The organism is Ruegeria sp. CG3 (assembly GCF_056537205.1).
In genome coordinates, this window is sequence record NZ_JBQFRC010000005.1 from 36,070 (window position 1) to 52,536 (window position 16,467).

A 16,467-nucleotide genomic window follows, 5' to 3' on the forward strand; every position below is an offset into this window, starting at 1 on the left:
GGGAGGAGAGGCGGATGGCGACCCACAGCATTTATCAGCGCGATCTGGACAAAGGCCCGGCCAATTTCACGGCCCTGTCCCCGCTTAGTTATATCGAGCGGACGGCGGCCGTTTACCCGGACTATCCGGCCGTGGTCTATGGCGACCGACGCTATAGCTGGGCGCAGACCTATGCGCGCTGCCGCCGGTTGGCCAGCGCGTTGGCTGCGCGTGGGGTGGGCAAGGGCGATACGGTGTCGATCATTGCCGCCAACATCCCCGAAATGTACGAGGCGCATTTCGGCGTACCCATGGCCGGCGCGGTGTTGAACACCATCAACACAAGGCTCGATGCCCCGATCATCGCCTTCATCCTGAACCACGCCGAATCCAAGGTGCTGCTGGTCGATCCCGAATTCTCGGGCGTGGTGAATCAGGCGCTGGAGCAGGTGGATCACGACATTCTGGTGATCGACATCGAGGACCCGAGTTTCGACGGTGGCGAGAAGCTGGGCGCGCTGACCTATGACGACCTGCTGGCCGAGGGCGACCCGGAATTTTCTTGGTCTCTGCCTGCCGATGAATGGGACGCGATCACGCTGAACTATACCTCGGGCACCACGGGCAACCCCAAGGGTGTCGTCTATCACCACCGTGGCGCGGCGCTGAACGCCACCTCGAACATCCTGACCTGGGGCATGCCGCAACATTCGGTCTATCTGTGGACGCTGCCGATGTTCCACTGCAATGGCTGGTGTTTTCCGTGGACCATGGCCGCGAACGCGGGCACGTCCGTATGCCTGCGTGCGGTGCGGGACGAGCCAATCTACCGCGCCTTCCGCGACGAGCGCGTGACCCATTTCTGCGGCGCGCCCATCGTTCTGAACATGCTGGCCAACGCACCCGATCACCTCAAGGATTTCGGCCATGAAATCAAGGTGATGACCGCAGGCGCCCCGCCGCCTGCCGCGGTGATCGCCGCGATGGAGGGGATGGGGATCGAGGTCACCCATGTCTATGGCCTGACCGAGACCTACGGGCCGTCGGTCGTGTGCGCCTGGAAGGAGGATTGGAACGACAAGCCCGCCGAGGAGCGCGCCGCGCTCAAAGTGCGGCAGGGGGTGAAATACGTTGCCCTGTCGGGGCTGATGGTGGCTGATCCCGAAACGCTCGAGCCGGTGCCGGCCGATGGCGAGACCATGGGCGAGATCTTCATGCAGGGCAACATCGTGATGAAAGGGTATCTCAAGAACCCCGAGGCCACGCAGAAAGCGTTCCGCGGCGGCTGGTTCGCCTCGGGCGATCTGGGGGTGATGCATCCCGACGGCTATGTCGCGCTGAAGGATCGGTCAAAGGACATCATCATCTCGGGGGGCGAGAACATCTCGTCGGTCGAGGTCGAGGATATCCTCTACAAGCACCCCGCCGTGATGGAGGCCGCCGTGGTCGCCAAACCGGACGAGAAATGGGGCGAGACGCCCTGCGCCTTTGTCGAGCTGAAGCCGGGCGCCGAAGCGACCAAGTCCGATCTGATCGCGTTCTGCCGCGACCACATGGCTCACTTCAAGGCGCCCAAGACGGTGGTGTTCGGGCCGCTGCCCAAGACATCGACGGGCAAGATCCAGAAATTCAAGCTCAGGGAACAGGCGCGGGCATTGGGCTAGGCGCCCAGCCGGTCAAAGATCGACAGGTCCAAGTCCAGCATCTCGCCCATCCAGATCGCCCGGTCGCGGTGGTCGGGCAGGTGCTGGCCGGTTTCAGGATGGGTGAACACGGTCAGCCCCTGCCGGTTGAGCATCAGCCATGGAATCACCTTGTCGAAGGCATCTGCGGCAAAACTCAACTGGCAACTCCAGCGCGGGTGGGGGCCGACATTGCGGCTGTGCATGTGGCCCATCTCGACGGGGAACAGGCGTGCAGCCTCTTCGCAGACACGGCGGGCGGTCTCCTGCGTTTCGGCGTCGAAATAGACATGGGCGTGATAGCCGGTGATCTGTGGCATCGGGGGCCTCGTGCGGTGATTTCCGGCACAAGGCTAGGCCCGATCGGCGCCGGTGCACAGCCGCATCGGCACACAGACCCTGTGCGCGGCTCAGCCCGGCGCGTGGGCGTCCGGGTGGGCCGCTGCAAAGGCAGGGTGGTCGGCGCAGGCCGCCTCGACCGCCAGAATGCGCGGCATGTCCGACAGATCGACCTGCCAGCGCCGGGCGTTGTACATCTGCGGGATCAGGCACAGATCGGCCAAACCGGGCGCCGATCCCGTGCAATACGGGGCTTGCTCGAACCCTTCCAGCATTGCCTCGAAGGCCAGCAGACCGGGGCGGATGAAATGGCGCATCCAGTCGCCGGGCATGTCGCCCTTTCCGCCGCTCAACTGCGTGGCGTGGCGGGCGACCTTCAGGTTGCAGACCGGGTGCAGATCCACCGCGATGGCATGGGCCAGCGCCTGCGCCCTGGCCCGCGCAACCGGCTCTTCCGGCAGCAGGTTCAGACCCCGCGTCCGGTCGAGATAGTCCAGAATGGCCAGCGACTGGGTCAATTGCACGCCGTCGATCTCGAGCACGGGCACAAAGCCCTGCGGGTTGCGCGCCAGATGCGCGGGCGCGGTCTGCTCGCCCTTGACCAGATCGACGGTTTGCGCGCGATAGCTTATCCCGGCCAGGTTCAGCGCGATGCGCACCCGGTAGCTGGCCGAGGATCGCCAATAGTCATACAGGACGACGTCGCTCATCGGGCTTTGGCCGCGTCGATCGCCTGATTAAGGATGGTCCGGTCGCCGATGTGGTTGGCCAGCACCAGCACCAGCCGAGCATTCAGCGCGTCGCTTTCGGCCTTGTCCAGACCGTCGTGCGCGGCCAGCAGATCGGCATAGAAATCATCCGCGCCGTCGATATTCGGGGTGAGGATCAGTTCATCCATTGTGCCTACTCCTTGCCGATGGCCCGGCGGATCGCATGCCGGAACGCGTTGTCTTCATAGCTGTCGCGCCGCGCCGCCACATGCTGGTCGGGCCGGATCAGATAGACCGCACCTTCCGCGTCGCCCAGATACCGCCGCTTCAGCGCCAGCGTGCGGTCATCCTTGACCGACAGCGCCAGTCGCTCGACCGTCACGCCCTCTTCCTCGATCGTTTCCGGGGCTTCGGCGTCGATGGTCAGCAGGGTGAACTTGCCTGCCAGCTTGGGCAACAGGAATTCATCCCCCAGCGGCGCATCGGGGCAGGGCGAACCGGGGCGCGTTTCGGCCGGGCCGCCCAGCGCATCCGCCGAATTCAGCGGCGATCCGCCATAGGTGCAGGGCACGCTCAGCCGACCCGAGTTCACCAGCGGGCGGGCGAACTCGTAGTGCTCACTCAGGTCCAGAACTGCGTCACGCAGGATGCGTGACATTTCCGATTTCGGCGTGATGAAATCGGTCGAGCGGGTCGAGTTCAGGATGTTCTCGTCCGCACCATGGATGCGCTCGACGTCATAGCTGTCCAGCAGGCTGTCGGGCGCGGTACCGTCCAGGACCATCTTCAGCTTCCAACACAGGTTGTCGGTGTCCTGCAGGCCCGAATTGGCCCCGCGCGCGCCGAAGGGGCTGACCTGATGGGCGCTGTCGCCGGCAAACAGGACGCGGCCGTGGCGGAATTTCTCCATCCGGCGGCACTGGAAGGTATAGATGCTGACCCATTCCAGCTCGAACTGGACATCCTCGCCCAGCATCGCCTTGAGGCGCGGGATCACGTTTTCGGGGCGCTTTTCCCGTTCCTTGTCGATGTCCCAGCCCAGTTGCAGGTCGATGCGCCAGACGTTGTCGGGCTGTTTGTGCAGCAGGGCGGACTGGCCGCGGTTGAAGGGCGGGTCGAACCAGAACCAGCGCTCGGACGGGAAATCGGCCTCCATGATCACGTCGGCGATCAGGAAGTTGTCCTCGAACACGCGGCCCACGAAATCCAGCCCCAGCATCCGACGGGTGGGCGAATTGGCCCCGTCACAGGCGATCAGCCAGTCGGCCTCGACGGTGTACGACCCCTCGGGCGTTTCCACCTCGAGCTTGACGTGGTCGTCATGGGTGCCGATCGCCTCGACCTTGTTGCTGCCACGGATTTCGATCGGTGCGCCCTGGGCCTGCAACGCGCGGATCCGTTCGACCATGAACTGCTCAAAGTAGTATTGCTGAAGGTTGATGAAGGCCGGATGGGCATAGCCCTCATCGGGCTGAAGGTTGAATTCATAGACCTTGCGGTCGTCAAAAAACACCTTGCCGGTGTTCCACAGCACACCCTTGTCCACCATCGGCCGGGCACATCCCAGCCGGTCGGCGATTTCCAGCGTGCGCTGGGCGAAACAGATGGCGCGGCTGCCGAAACTGACCTTGTCGTTGTCGTCCAGCACCACCACCTCGGCGCCCTGCTGGGCCAGGTCGATGGCGGCGGCCAAACCGACCGGCCCCGCGCCGATCACGATCACCTGATGCCGCACCGGGGCGGGGGCATCCTGATCGGGGCTGCGGGCATAGGCATAGAGCGGCTGTTCAAAAATCTTGTTCATGGGCTCTCTCCCCAAGTTCTGTGCGCCGGGCGCACATTCCCTGCCCACCGGCGCGGGGCGCCGATGGCTCTCCTCCATGGTCGCATCGTTTTCAGGCCGGCAACACGATCTGGATCAAGTCGCCGGGCCATTTCTCAGCCCTGCAGGGCTTCCCACATCTCCAGATCGCGCTGGGCGGTCCAGATGCGCGGGGTGTCGATGCCGCGCGCCTCGTCATAGGCGCGGGCCACGTTGAAGGGCAGGCAGTGTTCGTAGATGGCGTAGTCCGAGAATTTCGGATCGCATTCCGCACGCACTGCGTCCCAGGCCTCTTTCAAGCTGCCGCCGCGCGCCGCCACCTTGGCCGCCGGGCGATAGGTGCTTTCGACGAAATCGCGGGTGTTCTCGATGGCGGCGTTCACCATTTCCTTGCCGACAAGCGCATCGCCGCGCCCCGGCGCGATGGCGTCCACGTCAAACCATTGGATCTGATCCAGCGTGTCGCCCCAGTCGCTGAAATGCCCGTCGCCGCAATAGCAGGCCGAGTGATATTCGACGATGTCGCCGGTGAACATCACGTTCTGGTCGGGCACGTGGATGACGATGTCGCCGGCCGTATGCGCCCGCCCCAGATGCATCAGATCGACCCGGCGGTTGCCCAGATAGACCGTCATCGTGTCGCTGAAAGTAGTGGTGGGCCAGGTCAAGCCGGGGATGCTCTCGTGCCCTTCGAACAGGCGCGGAAAGCGCTGGAACTCGCTGTCCCAGTCCTCTTTCCCGCGTTCGACGACCATGGCGCGGGCCATGTCCGACATGATGATCTGCTGCGCACCGAAGGCGCTGGCGCCCAGCACGCGGACCGCGTGGTAATGGGTCAGCGCCACATGGGTGATCGGCTTGTCGGTCACCGACCGGATGCAGTCGATCACCTTTTGCGCCAGGCGCGGCGTGGCCTGTGCCTCGACCACCATCACGCTGTCATCGCCGATGATCACGCCCGAGTTCGGGTCGCCCTCGGCGGTGAAGGCATAGAGCCCTTCGCCCACCTCGGTGAACGAGATCTTCTTTTCGGTCATGTCCCCCTGGGACGCGAATGCCTTGGCCATTTGGCGCTCCTTATCGTGCGTGTGGGTCTTCAAGGGCGGGCAGCACCGTGCCGATGCAGTCGCCGAAACCGATCGTGTAGCCGTCGCCCCGGGCCGCGCCCTTCAGGGTCAGCGTGTCGCCGTCTTCGATGAAGCTGCGGGTTTCGCCGGTGTCCAGCGTGATCGGTTCCTTGCCGCCCCAGCTGAGTTCCAGCAGCGAGCCGCGGCTGGCTTTCGTCGGACCCGAGATCGTGCCCGAACCCAGCAGGTCGCCCACGTTCATCGGGCAGCCCGAGGTGGTGTGATGCGCCAGTTGCTGCGCCGAGGAATAATACATTTCCTTGTAGTTGGTGCGGGCGATGGTGGACGCCGGTTTGCCCTCGGGTGCCATCGTCACCTCGAGCTCGATGTCATAGAGCATCGGGCCGCAGTCCTTGAGGTGGTCCAGCAACTCGACCTCACGCGGGGGCGTGTCGCAGCGGAACGGGTCCAGCGCGGCCTTGGTCACGATCCAGGGCGAAATCGAGGTGGCGGTGGCCTTGGCTTGGAACGGGCCCAGCGGCTGGTATTCCCACGCTTGGATGTCGCGCGCCGACCAGTCGTTCAACAGGACATAGCCAAAGATGTGGTCGTCGGCCTCCTGCACGGTGATCGGGCCGTCGGACGGGGTGCCGACGATGGCCCCCATCTCCAGCTCGATGTCGAAGCGGCGGCTGGGCAGGAAGGCGGGTCGGTCATGGTCGGGCGATTTCAACTGCCCCCACGGGCGGCGGATATCGGTGCCCGAAACCACCACCGACGAGGCCCGTCCGTTGTAGCCGATGGGGATGTGCAGCCAGTTGGGCGGCAGCGCATTTTCCGGGCCGCGGAACATGGTGCCCACATTGGTGGCATGGTGCTTGCCCGCGTAGAAATCGGTGTATTCGCTGACGGCAAAGGGCATGTGCAGCTGGGCCTCGGCCTGCGGAACCAGCAGCGGTTCGACCTTGTCCTGTTCTTTCGACCCTTTCGCCAGCAGGGCGGTCAGCCGCTCGCGCAGGGCGGCCCAGACGGCCGGTCCCTGTTCCATCAACGGGTTCCAGAAGGGCAGGTCGAACAGCGACTCGTCGCCCAGCGTGATCAGCCCTTCGGCCTCGGCAGTGGACACGTCGAGGATCATGTCCCCGATGGCCACGCCGCAGCGCGGCTCGGTGCCTTCGGTCGAAAAGACGCCATAGGGCAGGTTGTTCAGCGGAAACGGGTGGTTCGCGTCATTGGCCGAGGCCACCCAGGATTTCATCAAAGGCATTGCGTTTCCTTGTGCGGTGCGGTGGCCGTGGAGCCACCGGTGTCATTTCTTGCCGGGCGTGCCGTCGAATTTCTTCTCCAGATCCGTCCAGCAATCGATGTAGTCATCCTGCAGCGGCGCCTCGTTCGCGGCAAAGGCGGTCAGGTGCTGCGGGAAGCGGGTCTCGAACATGAAGGACATGGTGTTGTCCAGCTTGTCCGGCCCCAGATTGGCGTTGGACGCCTTTTCAAAGGCTTCCTTGTCAGGGCCATGCGGGATCATCATATTGTGCAGGCTCATGCCGCCCGGCACGAAGCCCTGCGGCTTGGCGTCATACTGGCCGTAGATATTGCCCATCAGCTCGGACATGATGTTCTTGTGGTACCACGGCGGGCGGAACGTGTCCTCCATCACCATCCAGCGTTCGCGGAACAGGACGAAGTCGATATTGGCCGTGCCCGGAACGCCCGAAGGCGCGGTCAGCACGGTAAAGATCGACGGATCGGGGTGGTCGAACAGAATGGCCCCGACCGGGCAATAGGTGCGCAGGTCGTATTTGTAGGGCGCGTAGTTGCCGTGCCAGGCCACCACGTCCAGCGGGCTGTGACCGATCTTGGTGGTGTGGAACTGGCCGCACCACTTGATCGTCACGGTCGAGGGCACCTCGCGATCCTCGAACGCGGCCACCGGCGCCTTGAAGTCGCGCGGGTTGGCCATGCAGTTGGCGCCGATCGGGCCGCGGCCCGGCAGCTCGAATTTCTGGCCGTAATTCTCGCAGACGAAACCGCGGCAGGGGCCTTCCAGCACCTCGACGCGGTAGACCAGCCCGCGCGGGACGATGGCGATTTCCTTGGGTTCCAGATCGATGATGCCCAGCTCGGTCGCAAAACGCAGCCGGCCTTCCTGCGGCACCACCAGCAGCTCGGAATCGGCCGAGAAGAAATAGTCGTCGACCATCGATTCGGTAACCAGATAGATGTGGCTGGCCATGCCGACCTGGGTGTTCACGTCCCCGGCGGTGGTCATGGTGCGCATGCCGGTCAGCCAGGTCAGCGGCTGGTCGGAATGGGGCACCGCGTCCCAGCGGTACTGGCCCAGGCTGATCACGTCCGGATCGACATTCGGGGCGCTTTTCCAATAGGGCAGGTCGGTCTTTTCATAGCGGTGCGAATGCTTGACCGACGGCCGGATGCGATAGCACCAGGTGCGCTCGGGCGGGTTGGCAGTGAAGGCGGTACCGCTGAGCTGTTCGCCATAAAGGCCATAGTTGCATTTCTGCGGGCTATTCATGCCCTGCGGCAGCGCGCCGGGCAGCGCCTCGGTTTCAAAGTCATTGCCAAAGCCGGGCATATAGCCTGCATGGGTGCCAACGGGCGTGCTGGCTTGGGTCAGAGCGTGCGGGTCAGTCGGACGATTCATCGGGGTTCCTCCGTTTGCTGCTTGTCGGATAATAGTTGATTTTGTAACTAACAACCATGACACAGCCAGATTCCGCCGAAAAAGATGACTTCGACCTGCGAAATTTCCTGCCCTTCCTGCTCAACCAGGCGGCCGAGGAAAGCTCGTTGGATTTCCAGAAGGTTTACAAGAACCGCTATGGGATGCTGCGCACCGAATGGCGCGTGTTGTTCCACCTTGGCAATTACGGAGAGATGACCGCCAAGCAGATCGGGGAACGTGCCAAGATGCACAAGACCAAGATCAGCCGCGCGGTGCACAAGCTGGAACAGCGCCGATACCTGCGGCGCACACGCGACGAAAACGACCGCCGGATGGAGCGGCTGACCCTGACCCCCGCCGGTCTGACGGTGTACCGAGAATTGCGCGACATCGCCCGCGACTATGACGCCCGGCTGGCGGGCATGTTCACCACGGGCGAGGCGGCGTTGTTGCGGATGATGCTGCGGCGGCTGGCCGGGATGGACTGACCTCTGGTAATCTGGCCCCGCAGCCCCCAAGTGGGGATCAGACCAGACGGAGCCCCAAGATGTCATCCACCGACCCCAAAGCCCGCGCCGATGATCTGATTGGATGGTTGCTGGACCGGGGGCTGGAGGGGGCCGAACAGTCGGAAATACTCGAAGGTTATTGCCTGCGGCTTGTGGATGCGGGCGTTCCCCTGATGCGGTTTCACGCCGCCCAGAGCGCCTATCACCCCACTTACGGCGGCACCGGTTTCAACTGGTACCGGGACGAAGGGGGCAGCGTCGAGAATTACGAGCACCGCGAGGAATTGCCTGATCAGTGGGTTTCCAGCCCGCTCTACGAGATGCTGCAGTCCGGTGCGAAGGAACTGCGTGAAAGGTTGAAAGACCAGAACGAACCCAGCCGATTTCCGTTTTTGAACGAACTGCACCAGAAAGGTGCCACAGACTACTTTGCATCCGGTCTGGTTCTGCAGAAGGTCGAGCCCGAAAACCGGATCGCCCTGGACCAGATGCCCGAGGGGGTGCTGATGTCGTGGACGACGGACCATGCCGAGGGGTTCGACGACATTCACCTGGATCTGATCCGATATGCTCTGCCGCATCTGGGGCTGGCCTTGAAATCGGCCTCGAACCGGAAAATGGCGCAGGATCTGCTGCGCGTCTATCTGGGGCGGGATGCGGGTCGGCGCGTGCTGTCGGGGGAAATCCGGCGCGGATCGTTGCAGCAGATCGACGCCGTGATCTGGAACTTCGACCTCGAGGGCTTTACCGGCCTGGCCGAACGCCTTCCCGGGTCGGACATCATCGCCATGCTGAACGACTATCTGGCCGTGGCGGTCGAGGTCGTTCAGGATTGTGGCGGCAATATCCTGAAATTCATGGGCGACGGGCTGATGGCCATGTTCGACGTGGGCGAGATCGACGAGGACGCCCGCGCCGCGCTGGCCGCCGTTGGTGTTCTGCAGACGCGTATGGCCGAGCTCAACGCGGAACGGGCCGCCGCCGGCCTGCCGGTCGCCAATTTCACACTTGCCTTGCATTCGGGCGAGATCCTTTATGGCAATATCGGTGCTGAAAGCCGGCTGGATTTCACCGTGATCGGACCGGCGGTGAACCAGGCCGCGCGTATCGCAGGCATGCACCGCTCGCTGGACCGGCGTATCTTGATCTCGGATGACGTGGCCCGTGCCGCTCAGCCCTGCGAACAGGACCTGATCTCGGTCGGGCGCTATATGCTGCGCGGCGTGCCCGAACCCAAAGAGCTGTTCACGATCTACGCGCCGACGGCCTAGAAGTCGATCTCGACCCCGGGCAGGTTCAGTTCACGCATCATGTCGCGCAATTCCTGACGGGCAGCGATGTTCGAAATATTGAGCTGTTTCACCCCGATATCCTTGAGGTCCAGCAGCGTCAGCCCGCGCGGGAACAGTTCGCGAAAGATCACACGCTCGGAAAAGCCCGAGGCGACGCGGAAGCCGATGCGCTGCGACAGCATCTCGATGGCGCGCTGCATCTTTTCCTTGTTGACCATGCGCTGGGTGCCCACGCGGTTGCGCACCACCACCCAATCGATCGGTTTCAGCCCGGCCTGAGCCCGCAATTGCCGCGCGTTCCAGACCATCTCGGAATAGACCGAGGGCCCGAGGATCTTTTCGCCCTTCGAGTCGATCCGGGCCAGCAGGTCGAAATCGATGAAACTGTCGTTCAGCGGCGTGATCAGCGTGTCGGCCAGCGAATGAGCCACCTGGCTCAGCCTTGTGTGCGAGCCGGGGCAGTCGATCAGGATGAAATCGCTGTCGCTTTCCAACTCGGCCACGGCGGCCGACAGACGGTGGTCATAGATGTTCTCGCCGGGTTTGAGCTTGCTTGCGTCGATCTCGGGCAGGTCATGGTGGCGCGGGCTGGGCAGCTCCAGCTTTTCCGTGGAAAGGAAATTGCGGCGGTTCTCGAAATAGCGGCCCAGGCTGCGCTGCCGCAGGTCCAGATCCAGGGTGCTGACCTTGTTGCCCAAACGCGCAAGCGCGGTTGCAACATGCATGGAAACCGTCGACTTGCCTGCGCCGCCCTTTTCGTTCCCCACAACGATGATATGTGCCATACCTGTATTCCCAAGTCGCGCCGTGTTTGCCTACACGTTGTTTGAACCCACTATATGTTGTGTGATCCGCGAAGAAAAGCGGTCCTGTAGGGTCTGCGGTACAATATCAGTGTCTAAATTGGATTTTTTCGCGATACCCGCAGCTTGACGCTTGGTTGTTGCCAAACGGGGCGTCCGTCGCCACAGTCTGCAAACTGACTTGGACGCAAGGACCCGGCTTGGAGCACGTATTCCTGAACGTATTGAACATCGTTCTGCCGGTGCTGATCTGTGCCGGTGTGGGGTACGGGCTGGCGGTCGCGCGCGCACCGTTCGACAACAAGGTGATCGGCGGGATTGTCTCGAAGGTGGGATATCCGACACTGATCATCTCTCATCTGTCCGCCACCAAGATCCAGATTGCCACGTTTCTGGACATGATGGCGGCTGCTGCCCTCGCCATTGTGGCATTCGGCGTGCTCGGGTTTCTGGCGTTGCGACTGTTGCGCTGGCCGGTGCGGGCGTTTCTGACCCCGCTGATGCATGGCAATGTGGGCAATATCGGATTGCCAGTCACTCTGCTGGCACTGGGCGATGCGGGCATGGCCTATACGATGGCTTTTGTCGTCGTGGTGTTAGTGAGCATTTTCACGGTCGGCATGTGGATCCCGGCTGGAGAGTTCTCGGCCCGCAAGCTTGCAACGTCTCCGATCATCTATGCGGTTGTCATCGCGCTGACGCTGATGGCTACGGGTTCTGCCCTGCCGCAACCGATCGCCAAATCCTTTGACATCCTGGGCGGGCTGTCGATCCCGCTGATGTTGCTGACACTTGGTCACACGCTGGCCACGCTTCGGACGGGCAGCCTTGGCCGGGCAGTCGTTCTGACAGGTCTGCATCTCGTTCTGGCAGCCGGGATCGCCACCACGCTTATCTGGCTGTTCGGCTTTACCGGGGTCGAACGCGGAGCGTTGATCCTGTGCTGCCTGATGCCGTCTTCGGTTGCGACATACCTGTTCATCGACCAGCATGTTCCGGAATATGGTCCGGAAGTGGCCGGGTACATCATGGTCTCAACCCTGACGACGATCCTCGTGCTGCCGCTCGCCTTGGCCTACTGGATCTAACTTTGCCCAACCAGGAACCGACATCATGATATTGCACTGCGTGTTCTTCACATTCCGATCAGATGCACCGCAGGACGCGCGTCGCGCCGTTCTGACCGGCCTGGCCGAGCTATGCGCTGATCTGGACGGGGCCTTGGCCTTTGAAAGCGGCCCCAATCTCGATTTCGAAGGAAAGTCGCAGGACTATCGCGATGGGTTCGTGATCCGCTTTGTGGATCGACCCGCCGTGCAGGCTTACGCCGAACACCCGACACACCGCCGGTTGGGCGGTCAGCTGTGTGATCTTTGTCAGAATGGTGCTGACGGGATCATCGTCTTTGACCTCGACGTGCCGGACGCGCAATAGAAGCGGCCAACGAAAAAGGCCGCCCCCTCGGGGACGGCCTTGGAAATTCCGCAAAGGCGCTGGTTCAGAAACCCAGGCCTTCGTATTTCTTCTTGAACTTCGACACGCGACCGCCGGCGTCCATCAGGCGCGACGAGCCACCGGTCCACGCGGGGTGCGAGGAGGGGTCGATTTCCAGGGCCAGCTGATCGCCTTCGGCGCCCCAGGTCGATTTCATCTGGATCACGGTGCCGTCGGTCAGTTTGACGTCGATCATGTGGTAGTCGGGATGGATGTCTTTTTTCATCTTTCCGCTCCTTACGCCTCGGCGCCAGCCTTGGGCTTGTAGTTGGTGACTTCTGCGATACGGGCGGATTTACCGCGACGGGTACGCAGATAGTACAGTTTGGCGCGACGGACGCGGCCACGACGGACAACGGTGATGCTGTCGATGTTGGTCGAATGCAGCGGGAACACACGCTCAACGCCTTCGCCAAACGAAATCTTGCGAACGGTGAACGAACCGGCGATGCCGCTGCCACCTTTGCGCGCAATGCAGACGCCTTCGTAGTTCTGCACACGGGTACGCGACCCTTCGGTCACTTTAAAGCCGACACGGATGGTGTCACCGGCTTTGAAATCGGGGATGTCTTTCCCCAGGGCGGCAATCTGTTCCGCCTCAAGCTGTGCGATCAGGTCCATCGCAGTTACTCCTATCTGCTCGTGGTTGGTCCACGAAGTTGGGCACGATCTGAGAGCTCTTGGTCTTCTCCGGGTCCCGCGATCTGCAGCCCGCCAGAGGTCAGGTCGAATGTTCCTTTTGGTCCGGGTTATTCCACAGCTTCCCTGATCCGAAGAAGGGCAGGTGCGTTCCTGCGATCAACCCAAAACACCGGAGTCGCCCCAGAGGCGGCACCGGATTGCGCCCGTTTAGGGAAGTCGGACGTGCATATCAAGCCCAAATCGCCGGTTTTCAGGCCAAATCGCGGTGGATTTGGTGGGAATCCGCCGTCACCTGTACCGCGGCGTTGCCTTGTGCCGGGGATCGGGCATTCTGGATCATAATTCAAGAGCAGGTTTAGAGGCAGAGCAACAGGATGAGCAAAGCGATTTTCTGCGTGGTTCTTGCGCTGGCACTGATGTCTTGCGGGCGTCGTGCGCCGGCGCCCCAAATCGTAGACCAACCGGTGGTTGCGGGACTTTCCGGGCCTTCGGTTCTGTACCCCGCCTTTGCGGATGCCGACCCGCATGACTGGGAGCGGCGGCGGCCCGAGCACTATCCCGTGCATGGGCTCGACGTCTCGCGCTGGCAGGGACCGATCGACTGGCGTCAGGCCAAGGCCTCGGGGGTCAGTTTCGTGTTCATTAAGGCGACCGAAGGGGGCGACGTGGCCGATCCGATGTTCCAGGATCACAGTCAGGGCGCCCGGGCGGCTGGGGTTCCGTGGGGTGCATATCACTATTACTACTTCTGCCGCCCCGCGGCCGAGCAGGCCCGCTGGTTCATTCGCAACGTTCCCCGAGGGGCCGACCTGCCGCATGTGCTGGACATGGAATGGACCCCTCATTCCAAAACCTGCACCCTGCGCCCCGATGGCAAGACGGTGCGGGCCGAGGCGGAAAGGTTCCTCGACATATTGGAGCGACACTACGGTCGCCGGCCGATCGTCTACACCACGGTCGATTTCTACGAGGACACAGGTATCGGACGGCTACCAAAGACCGAGTTCTGGCTGCGCTCGGTCGCGGGGCATCCGCGCAATGTCTATCCCAAGGCAGTCTGGCGGTTCTGGCAGTATACGGGTACCGGTTTGGTGCCCGGAGTGCAGGGGCGAGTGGACATCAACGCCTTCAACGGCTCACCTGATATTTGGGCGCGTTGGAAGGCGGGCGCACCCTAGTCGTCGGCTTCCCTGCGCGCCTTCAGGTAGGCATCCCACAGGTCCGGGCGGCGCGTGCGGGTAATCTCTTCCGCCATCTGGTGACGCCATTCGGCGATGCGCCCATGATGTCCAGACATCAGGATCGGGGGGATTTCGCGCCCGTTCCACTCGGCTGGCCGAGTGTATTGCGGGTGTTCCAGCAAGCCGGACGAAAAGCTCTCTTCCTCGGTCGAGGCCTGATTGCCCAGAACCCCCGGCAGCAGTCGCACGGTGGCGTCGATCAGCGCCTGCGCGGCAATCTCGCCTCCGGTCATGACGAAATCGCCCAGCGAGACTTCCTGGATGCCGTAGTGCTCCAAAACCCGTTCATCAACGCCTTCAAAGCGGCCACACAACAGGGTCATGCCATCGCAACGGGCCAAATTCTGCATCATGCGCTGATCCATCCGGCGCCCGCGTGGGCTGAGGTAGATCAGCGGCCAGTTGCCCTGTACCCCATCCATAGTGTGATCAATGGCGGCCCCCAGTACATCCGGCCGCAACACCATGCCGGCACCGCCGCCCGCGGGCGTATCGTCGACATTGCGATGCTTGCCGACACCGAACTGCCGCAGATCGACCGTTTCCAGTTGCCACAGACCCTCTTGCAGCGCCTTGCCGGTCAGGCTTTCGCCCAAGACGCCGGGAAAGGCAGATGGGAACAGCGTGATCACCTTGGCCTTCCACACGCCATGCAGGTCCGGCGTGGGCGTCAGCAGCTCACGCGGTTTCAGCGTGGGGCGAATAGCCTTGCGGCCATATGACTTTGCAGGTTTGTCCGTCATGTGTTCGTGGTCAGGCTGTTTTGGGCGCGTTCGACGATGCGGGCTTTCTGTCGGACCAGCGCCGCCTCGTCCAGCCCCGATCGGTTCAACTCGAGCATTTCCGAAAGCGCTTCTTGCGGCAATGCCGGGTTTGACCGAGTGGGCTTGACCAGCAGGGTGGCCTTCTCGGGCGGCAGGTCCAGGAATTCGGCAAAAGGTGTGCCGGGGCCAAAGCTACGCTCACGCAGGTCTTCCAGCCATTCGGTCTGCACTCGAACCGAGGGCAGCCGATCACGAACGGCGTCCGCAGTCTGCTGCAGCGAAGGGAGCTCTTCGAGCCTCTCGCGGAACGTGTCGAAATCCTGCACCAGCCGCGTGCGCTGAAGGTCATGGGCCCAGAGGCTGCGGATCCAACTGCCGCGCTGTCGCAGCGAGAGATAGACGGTGATGTCCAGTTCCGACCCGACCAGCCGGTTGCGCAGTGTATCGACCACGCAGGCGGCCAGATCAGGGGCTTCGGCGTATCCCACAACCAGATTGCGGCTGGGGCGAAGCCCCGAGAAGTTCTCCTCACTCAGGATCAGCCCGCGCTTTTCCCCGAAATCCAGCGTCGCCAGAAGTTCGCGCCAGCGATTGCCGAATTCGGACAGCGTACCGAATGTCCCATACAGCGAATGGCGCGTGGCGGCTTCGGATAACCCGGATTTGCGGGTGACATAGGGCAGAACCAATGCGTGGCGTGGCCAGATCAGCGCCCGGTTCTCGAACAGAAAGGATTGCGCAGCGGTCGTGCCGGTTTTGTGAAGGCCCAGATGCAGCAGGATGCGCCGCGTCACAGCAGGCCCTCGGGAGGGTCGGCAACGATACGCCCGGCTTCAAGGTCAACCGTGGGTACGGCCGCTTTGGTGAATGGCAGGAATACAGTGGATTTCAGCCCCGGCCCGTGCAGTTCCAACAGGTCGTCGGCGCCGTGGTTCTGCACCGATTTGACCCGCCCCAGCAGGGTGCCGCCGGTGTCATAAACCTCAAGCCCCAAAAGGTCGGCGTGATAGAATTCGTCATCCGGCAGCGATGGCAACTGCTCGCGCCGGGCAAAAAGGCGCAGCCCCTTCAGGGCGTCCGCCTGTTCCTTGGTTTCGACCCCGCCCAGACGCGCGGCAAATCCGTTCTTGATCGCGCGTGTGATGATCAGCGGATAGCGCTGGGCACCACTCTCGTCAGTCAGAGGGGAATAATTCTCGATATCCTCGGGGACCGCGCAATAGCTTTTCAGGCGGACCTCGCCGCGTACGCCGAAGGACCCGGCGATGCTGCCGACACAGATCAGATCAGTCATTGGGCATTTCCGTAGTCACGCATATTCCACTTTCCCAGACACCGATTTCGTCACAGGCTTCGCGTTGATTGCTGCGTTCAAAGAACACGCCCACAATAAAGGCGATCAGCAGCAGGATGGGAAGGCGTATCAATCCAAACATG

The 16,467-nt window shown here is 62.6% G+C and carries 20 protein-coding genes; 6 read left to right on the forward strand and 14 right to left on the reverse strand.

Features of this window, described 5'->3' with window-relative positions; all coding sequences use genetic code 11:
* Positions 1–14: 14 nt before the first annotated feature.
* Positions 15–1,643: an acyl-CoA synthetase gene (locus ACR0NB_RS17515; protein WP_260064455.1), complete on the forward strand. Its 1,629-nt coding sequence runs from the start codon at positions 15–17 to the stop codon at positions 1,641–1,643.
* Here ACR0NB_RS17515 and ACR0NB_RS17520 read toward each other — a convergent pair.
* From ACR0NB_RS17520 to hmgA, 7 genes are all read right to left on the reverse strand, one after another.
* Entirely contained in the window at positions 1,640–1,981 is a 342-nt protein-coding gene (locus tag ACR0NB_RS17520; protein ID WP_170343368.1) for a DOPA 4,5-dioxygenase family protein, read from the reverse strand. The genes ACR0NB_RS17515 and ACR0NB_RS17520 overlap by 4 nt on opposite strands.
* Positions 1,982–2,071: 90 nt before the next feature.
* Positions 2,072–2,710 (reverse strand): maleylacetoacetate isomerase, encoded by a 639-nt coding sequence (gene maiA / locus ACR0NB_RS17525; protein ID WP_480776393.1) that lies wholly within the window; start codon positions 2,708–2,710, stop codon positions 2,072–2,074.
* Positions 2,707–2,898, reverse strand: coding sequence for a DUF2783 domain-containing protein (locus ACR0NB_RS17530; RefSeq protein WP_480776394.1), 192 nt, complete (start codon positions 2,896–2,898; stop codon positions 2,707–2,709). Before ACR0NB_RS17530 ends, maiA begins: the two co-directional genes overlap by 4 nt.
* Before the next feature lie 5 nt (positions 2,899–2,903).
* The gene (locus ACR0NB_RS17535) at positions 2,904–4,514 is read right to left on the reverse strand and encodes an FAD-dependent oxidoreductase (protein WP_480776395.1); all 1,611 of its coding nucleotides are present in this window, start codon (positions 4,512–4,514) and stop codon (positions 2,904–2,906) included.
* 134 nt (positions 4,515–4,648) lie between these two features.
* On the reverse strand, positions 4,649–5,599 hold the full coding sequence (locus ACR0NB_RS17540; RefSeq protein WP_480632491.1) for an MBL fold metallo-hydrolase: 951 nt from the start codon (positions 5,597–5,599) through the stop codon (positions 4,649–4,651).
* A 10-nt stretch (positions 5,600–5,609) separates the two neighbouring features.
* Positions 5,610–6,866: a fumarylacetoacetase gene (gene fahA / locus ACR0NB_RS17545; RefSeq protein WP_480776396.1), complete on the reverse strand. Its 1,257-nt coding sequence runs from the start codon at positions 6,864–6,866 to the stop codon at positions 5,610–5,612.
* 42 nt (positions 6,867–6,908) lie between these two features.
* The gene (gene hmgA / locus ACR0NB_RS17550) at positions 6,909–8,264 is read right to left on the reverse strand and encodes a homogentisate 1,2-dioxygenase (protein ID WP_480776397.1); all 1,356 of its coding nucleotides are present in this window, start codon (positions 8,262–8,264) and stop codon (positions 6,909–6,911) included.
* A gap of 56 nt (positions 8,265–8,320) precedes the next feature.
* On the opposite strand from hmgA, the gene ACR0NB_RS17555 reads away from it, so the two are divergent.
* Positions 8,321–8,773, forward strand: a complete 453-nt coding sequence (locus ACR0NB_RS17555; RefSeq protein WP_093965172.1) for a MarR family winged helix-turn-helix transcriptional regulator — start codon at positions 8,321–8,323, stop codon at positions 8,771–8,773.
* A gap of 59 nt (positions 8,774–8,832) precedes the next feature.
* Positions 8,833–10,065, forward strand: coding sequence for an adenylate/guanylate cyclase domain-containing protein (locus ACR0NB_RS17560; protein WP_170366208.1), 1,233 nt, complete (start codon positions 8,833–8,835; stop codon positions 10,063–10,065).
* Here ACR0NB_RS17560 and ACR0NB_RS17565 read toward each other — a convergent pair.
* On the reverse strand, positions 10,062–10,871 hold the full coding sequence (locus tag ACR0NB_RS17565) for a division plane positioning ATPase MipZ (RefSeq protein ID WP_093965175.1): 810 nt from the start codon (positions 10,869–10,871) through the stop codon (positions 10,062–10,064). The genes ACR0NB_RS17560 and ACR0NB_RS17565 overlap by 4 nt on opposite strands.
* 218 nt (positions 10,872–11,089) lie before the next feature.
* Between ACR0NB_RS17565 and ACR0NB_RS17570 the strand changes: the two genes are divergently transcribed.
* Complete coding sequence (locus ACR0NB_RS17570; protein ID WP_480776398.1) at positions 11,090–11,977, forward strand: AEC family transporter; 888 nt, start codon at positions 11,090–11,092, stop codon at positions 11,975–11,977.
* Positions 11,978–12,002: 25 nt separating this feature from the next.
* Entirely contained in the window at positions 12,003–12,323 is a 321-nt protein-coding gene (locus ACR0NB_RS17575) for a Dabb family protein (protein WP_170407896.1), read from the forward strand.
* Positions 12,324–12,387: 64 nt separating this feature from the next.
* Here ACR0NB_RS17575 and rpmE read toward each other — a convergent pair whose 3' ends face one another.
* Positions 12,388–12,609 carry a 50S ribosomal protein L31 gene (gene rpmE / locus ACR0NB_RS17580; RefSeq protein ID WP_093965180.1) on the reverse strand — a complete coding sequence of 74 codons (222 nt, stop codon included), beginning with the start codon at positions 12,607–12,609 and terminating at the stop codon, positions 12,388–12,390.
* 11 nt (positions 12,610–12,620) lie between these two features.
* Positions 12,621–13,004, reverse strand: coding sequence for a 50S ribosomal protein L19 (gene rplS / locus ACR0NB_RS17585; protein ID WP_039541573.1), 384 nt, complete (start codon positions 13,002–13,004; stop codon positions 12,621–12,623).
* Positions 13,005–13,399: 395 nt separating this feature from the next.
* Here rplS and ACR0NB_RS17590 point away from each other — a divergent pair, with 395 nt between their 5' ends.
* Positions 13,400–14,203, forward strand: a complete 804-nt coding sequence (locus tag ACR0NB_RS17590; RefSeq protein ID WP_170343377.1) for a glycoside hydrolase family 25 protein — start codon at positions 13,400–13,402, stop codon at positions 14,201–14,203.
* Here the strand turns inward: ACR0NB_RS17590 and trmD are convergent.
* The 4 genes from trmD to ACR0NB_RS17610 are packed head-to-tail and all read right to left on the reverse strand — an operon-like array spanning position 14,200 to position 16,466.
* Positions 14,200–15,009: a tRNA (guanosine(37)-N1)-methyltransferase TrmD gene (trmD, locus tag ACR0NB_RS17595; RefSeq protein ID WP_480776399.1), complete on the reverse strand. Its 810-nt coding sequence runs from the start codon at positions 15,007–15,009 to the stop codon at positions 14,200–14,202. The two genes, ACR0NB_RS17590 and trmD, sit on opposite strands and share 4 nt — an antisense overlap.
* On the reverse strand, positions 15,006–15,824 hold the full coding sequence (locus tag ACR0NB_RS17600; protein WP_170542077.1) for a hypothetical protein: 819 nt from the start codon (positions 15,822–15,824) through the stop codon (positions 15,006–15,008). The genes trmD and ACR0NB_RS17600 overlap by 4 nt, the downstream gene beginning before the upstream one ends.
* On the reverse strand, positions 15,821–16,324 hold the full coding sequence (gene rimM / locus ACR0NB_RS17605) for a ribosome maturation factor RimM (protein WP_480776400.1): 504 nt from the start codon (positions 16,322–16,324) through the stop codon (positions 15,821–15,823). The genes ACR0NB_RS17600 and rimM overlap by 4 nt, the downstream gene beginning before the upstream one ends.
* Positions 16,317–16,466 (reverse strand): hypothetical protein, encoded by a 150-nt coding sequence (locus tag ACR0NB_RS17610; protein ID WP_170366219.1) that lies wholly within the window; start codon positions 16,464–16,466, stop codon positions 16,317–16,319. Before ACR0NB_RS17610 ends, rimM begins: the two co-directional genes overlap by 8 nt.
* Position 16,467 lies beyond the last annotated feature (1 nt).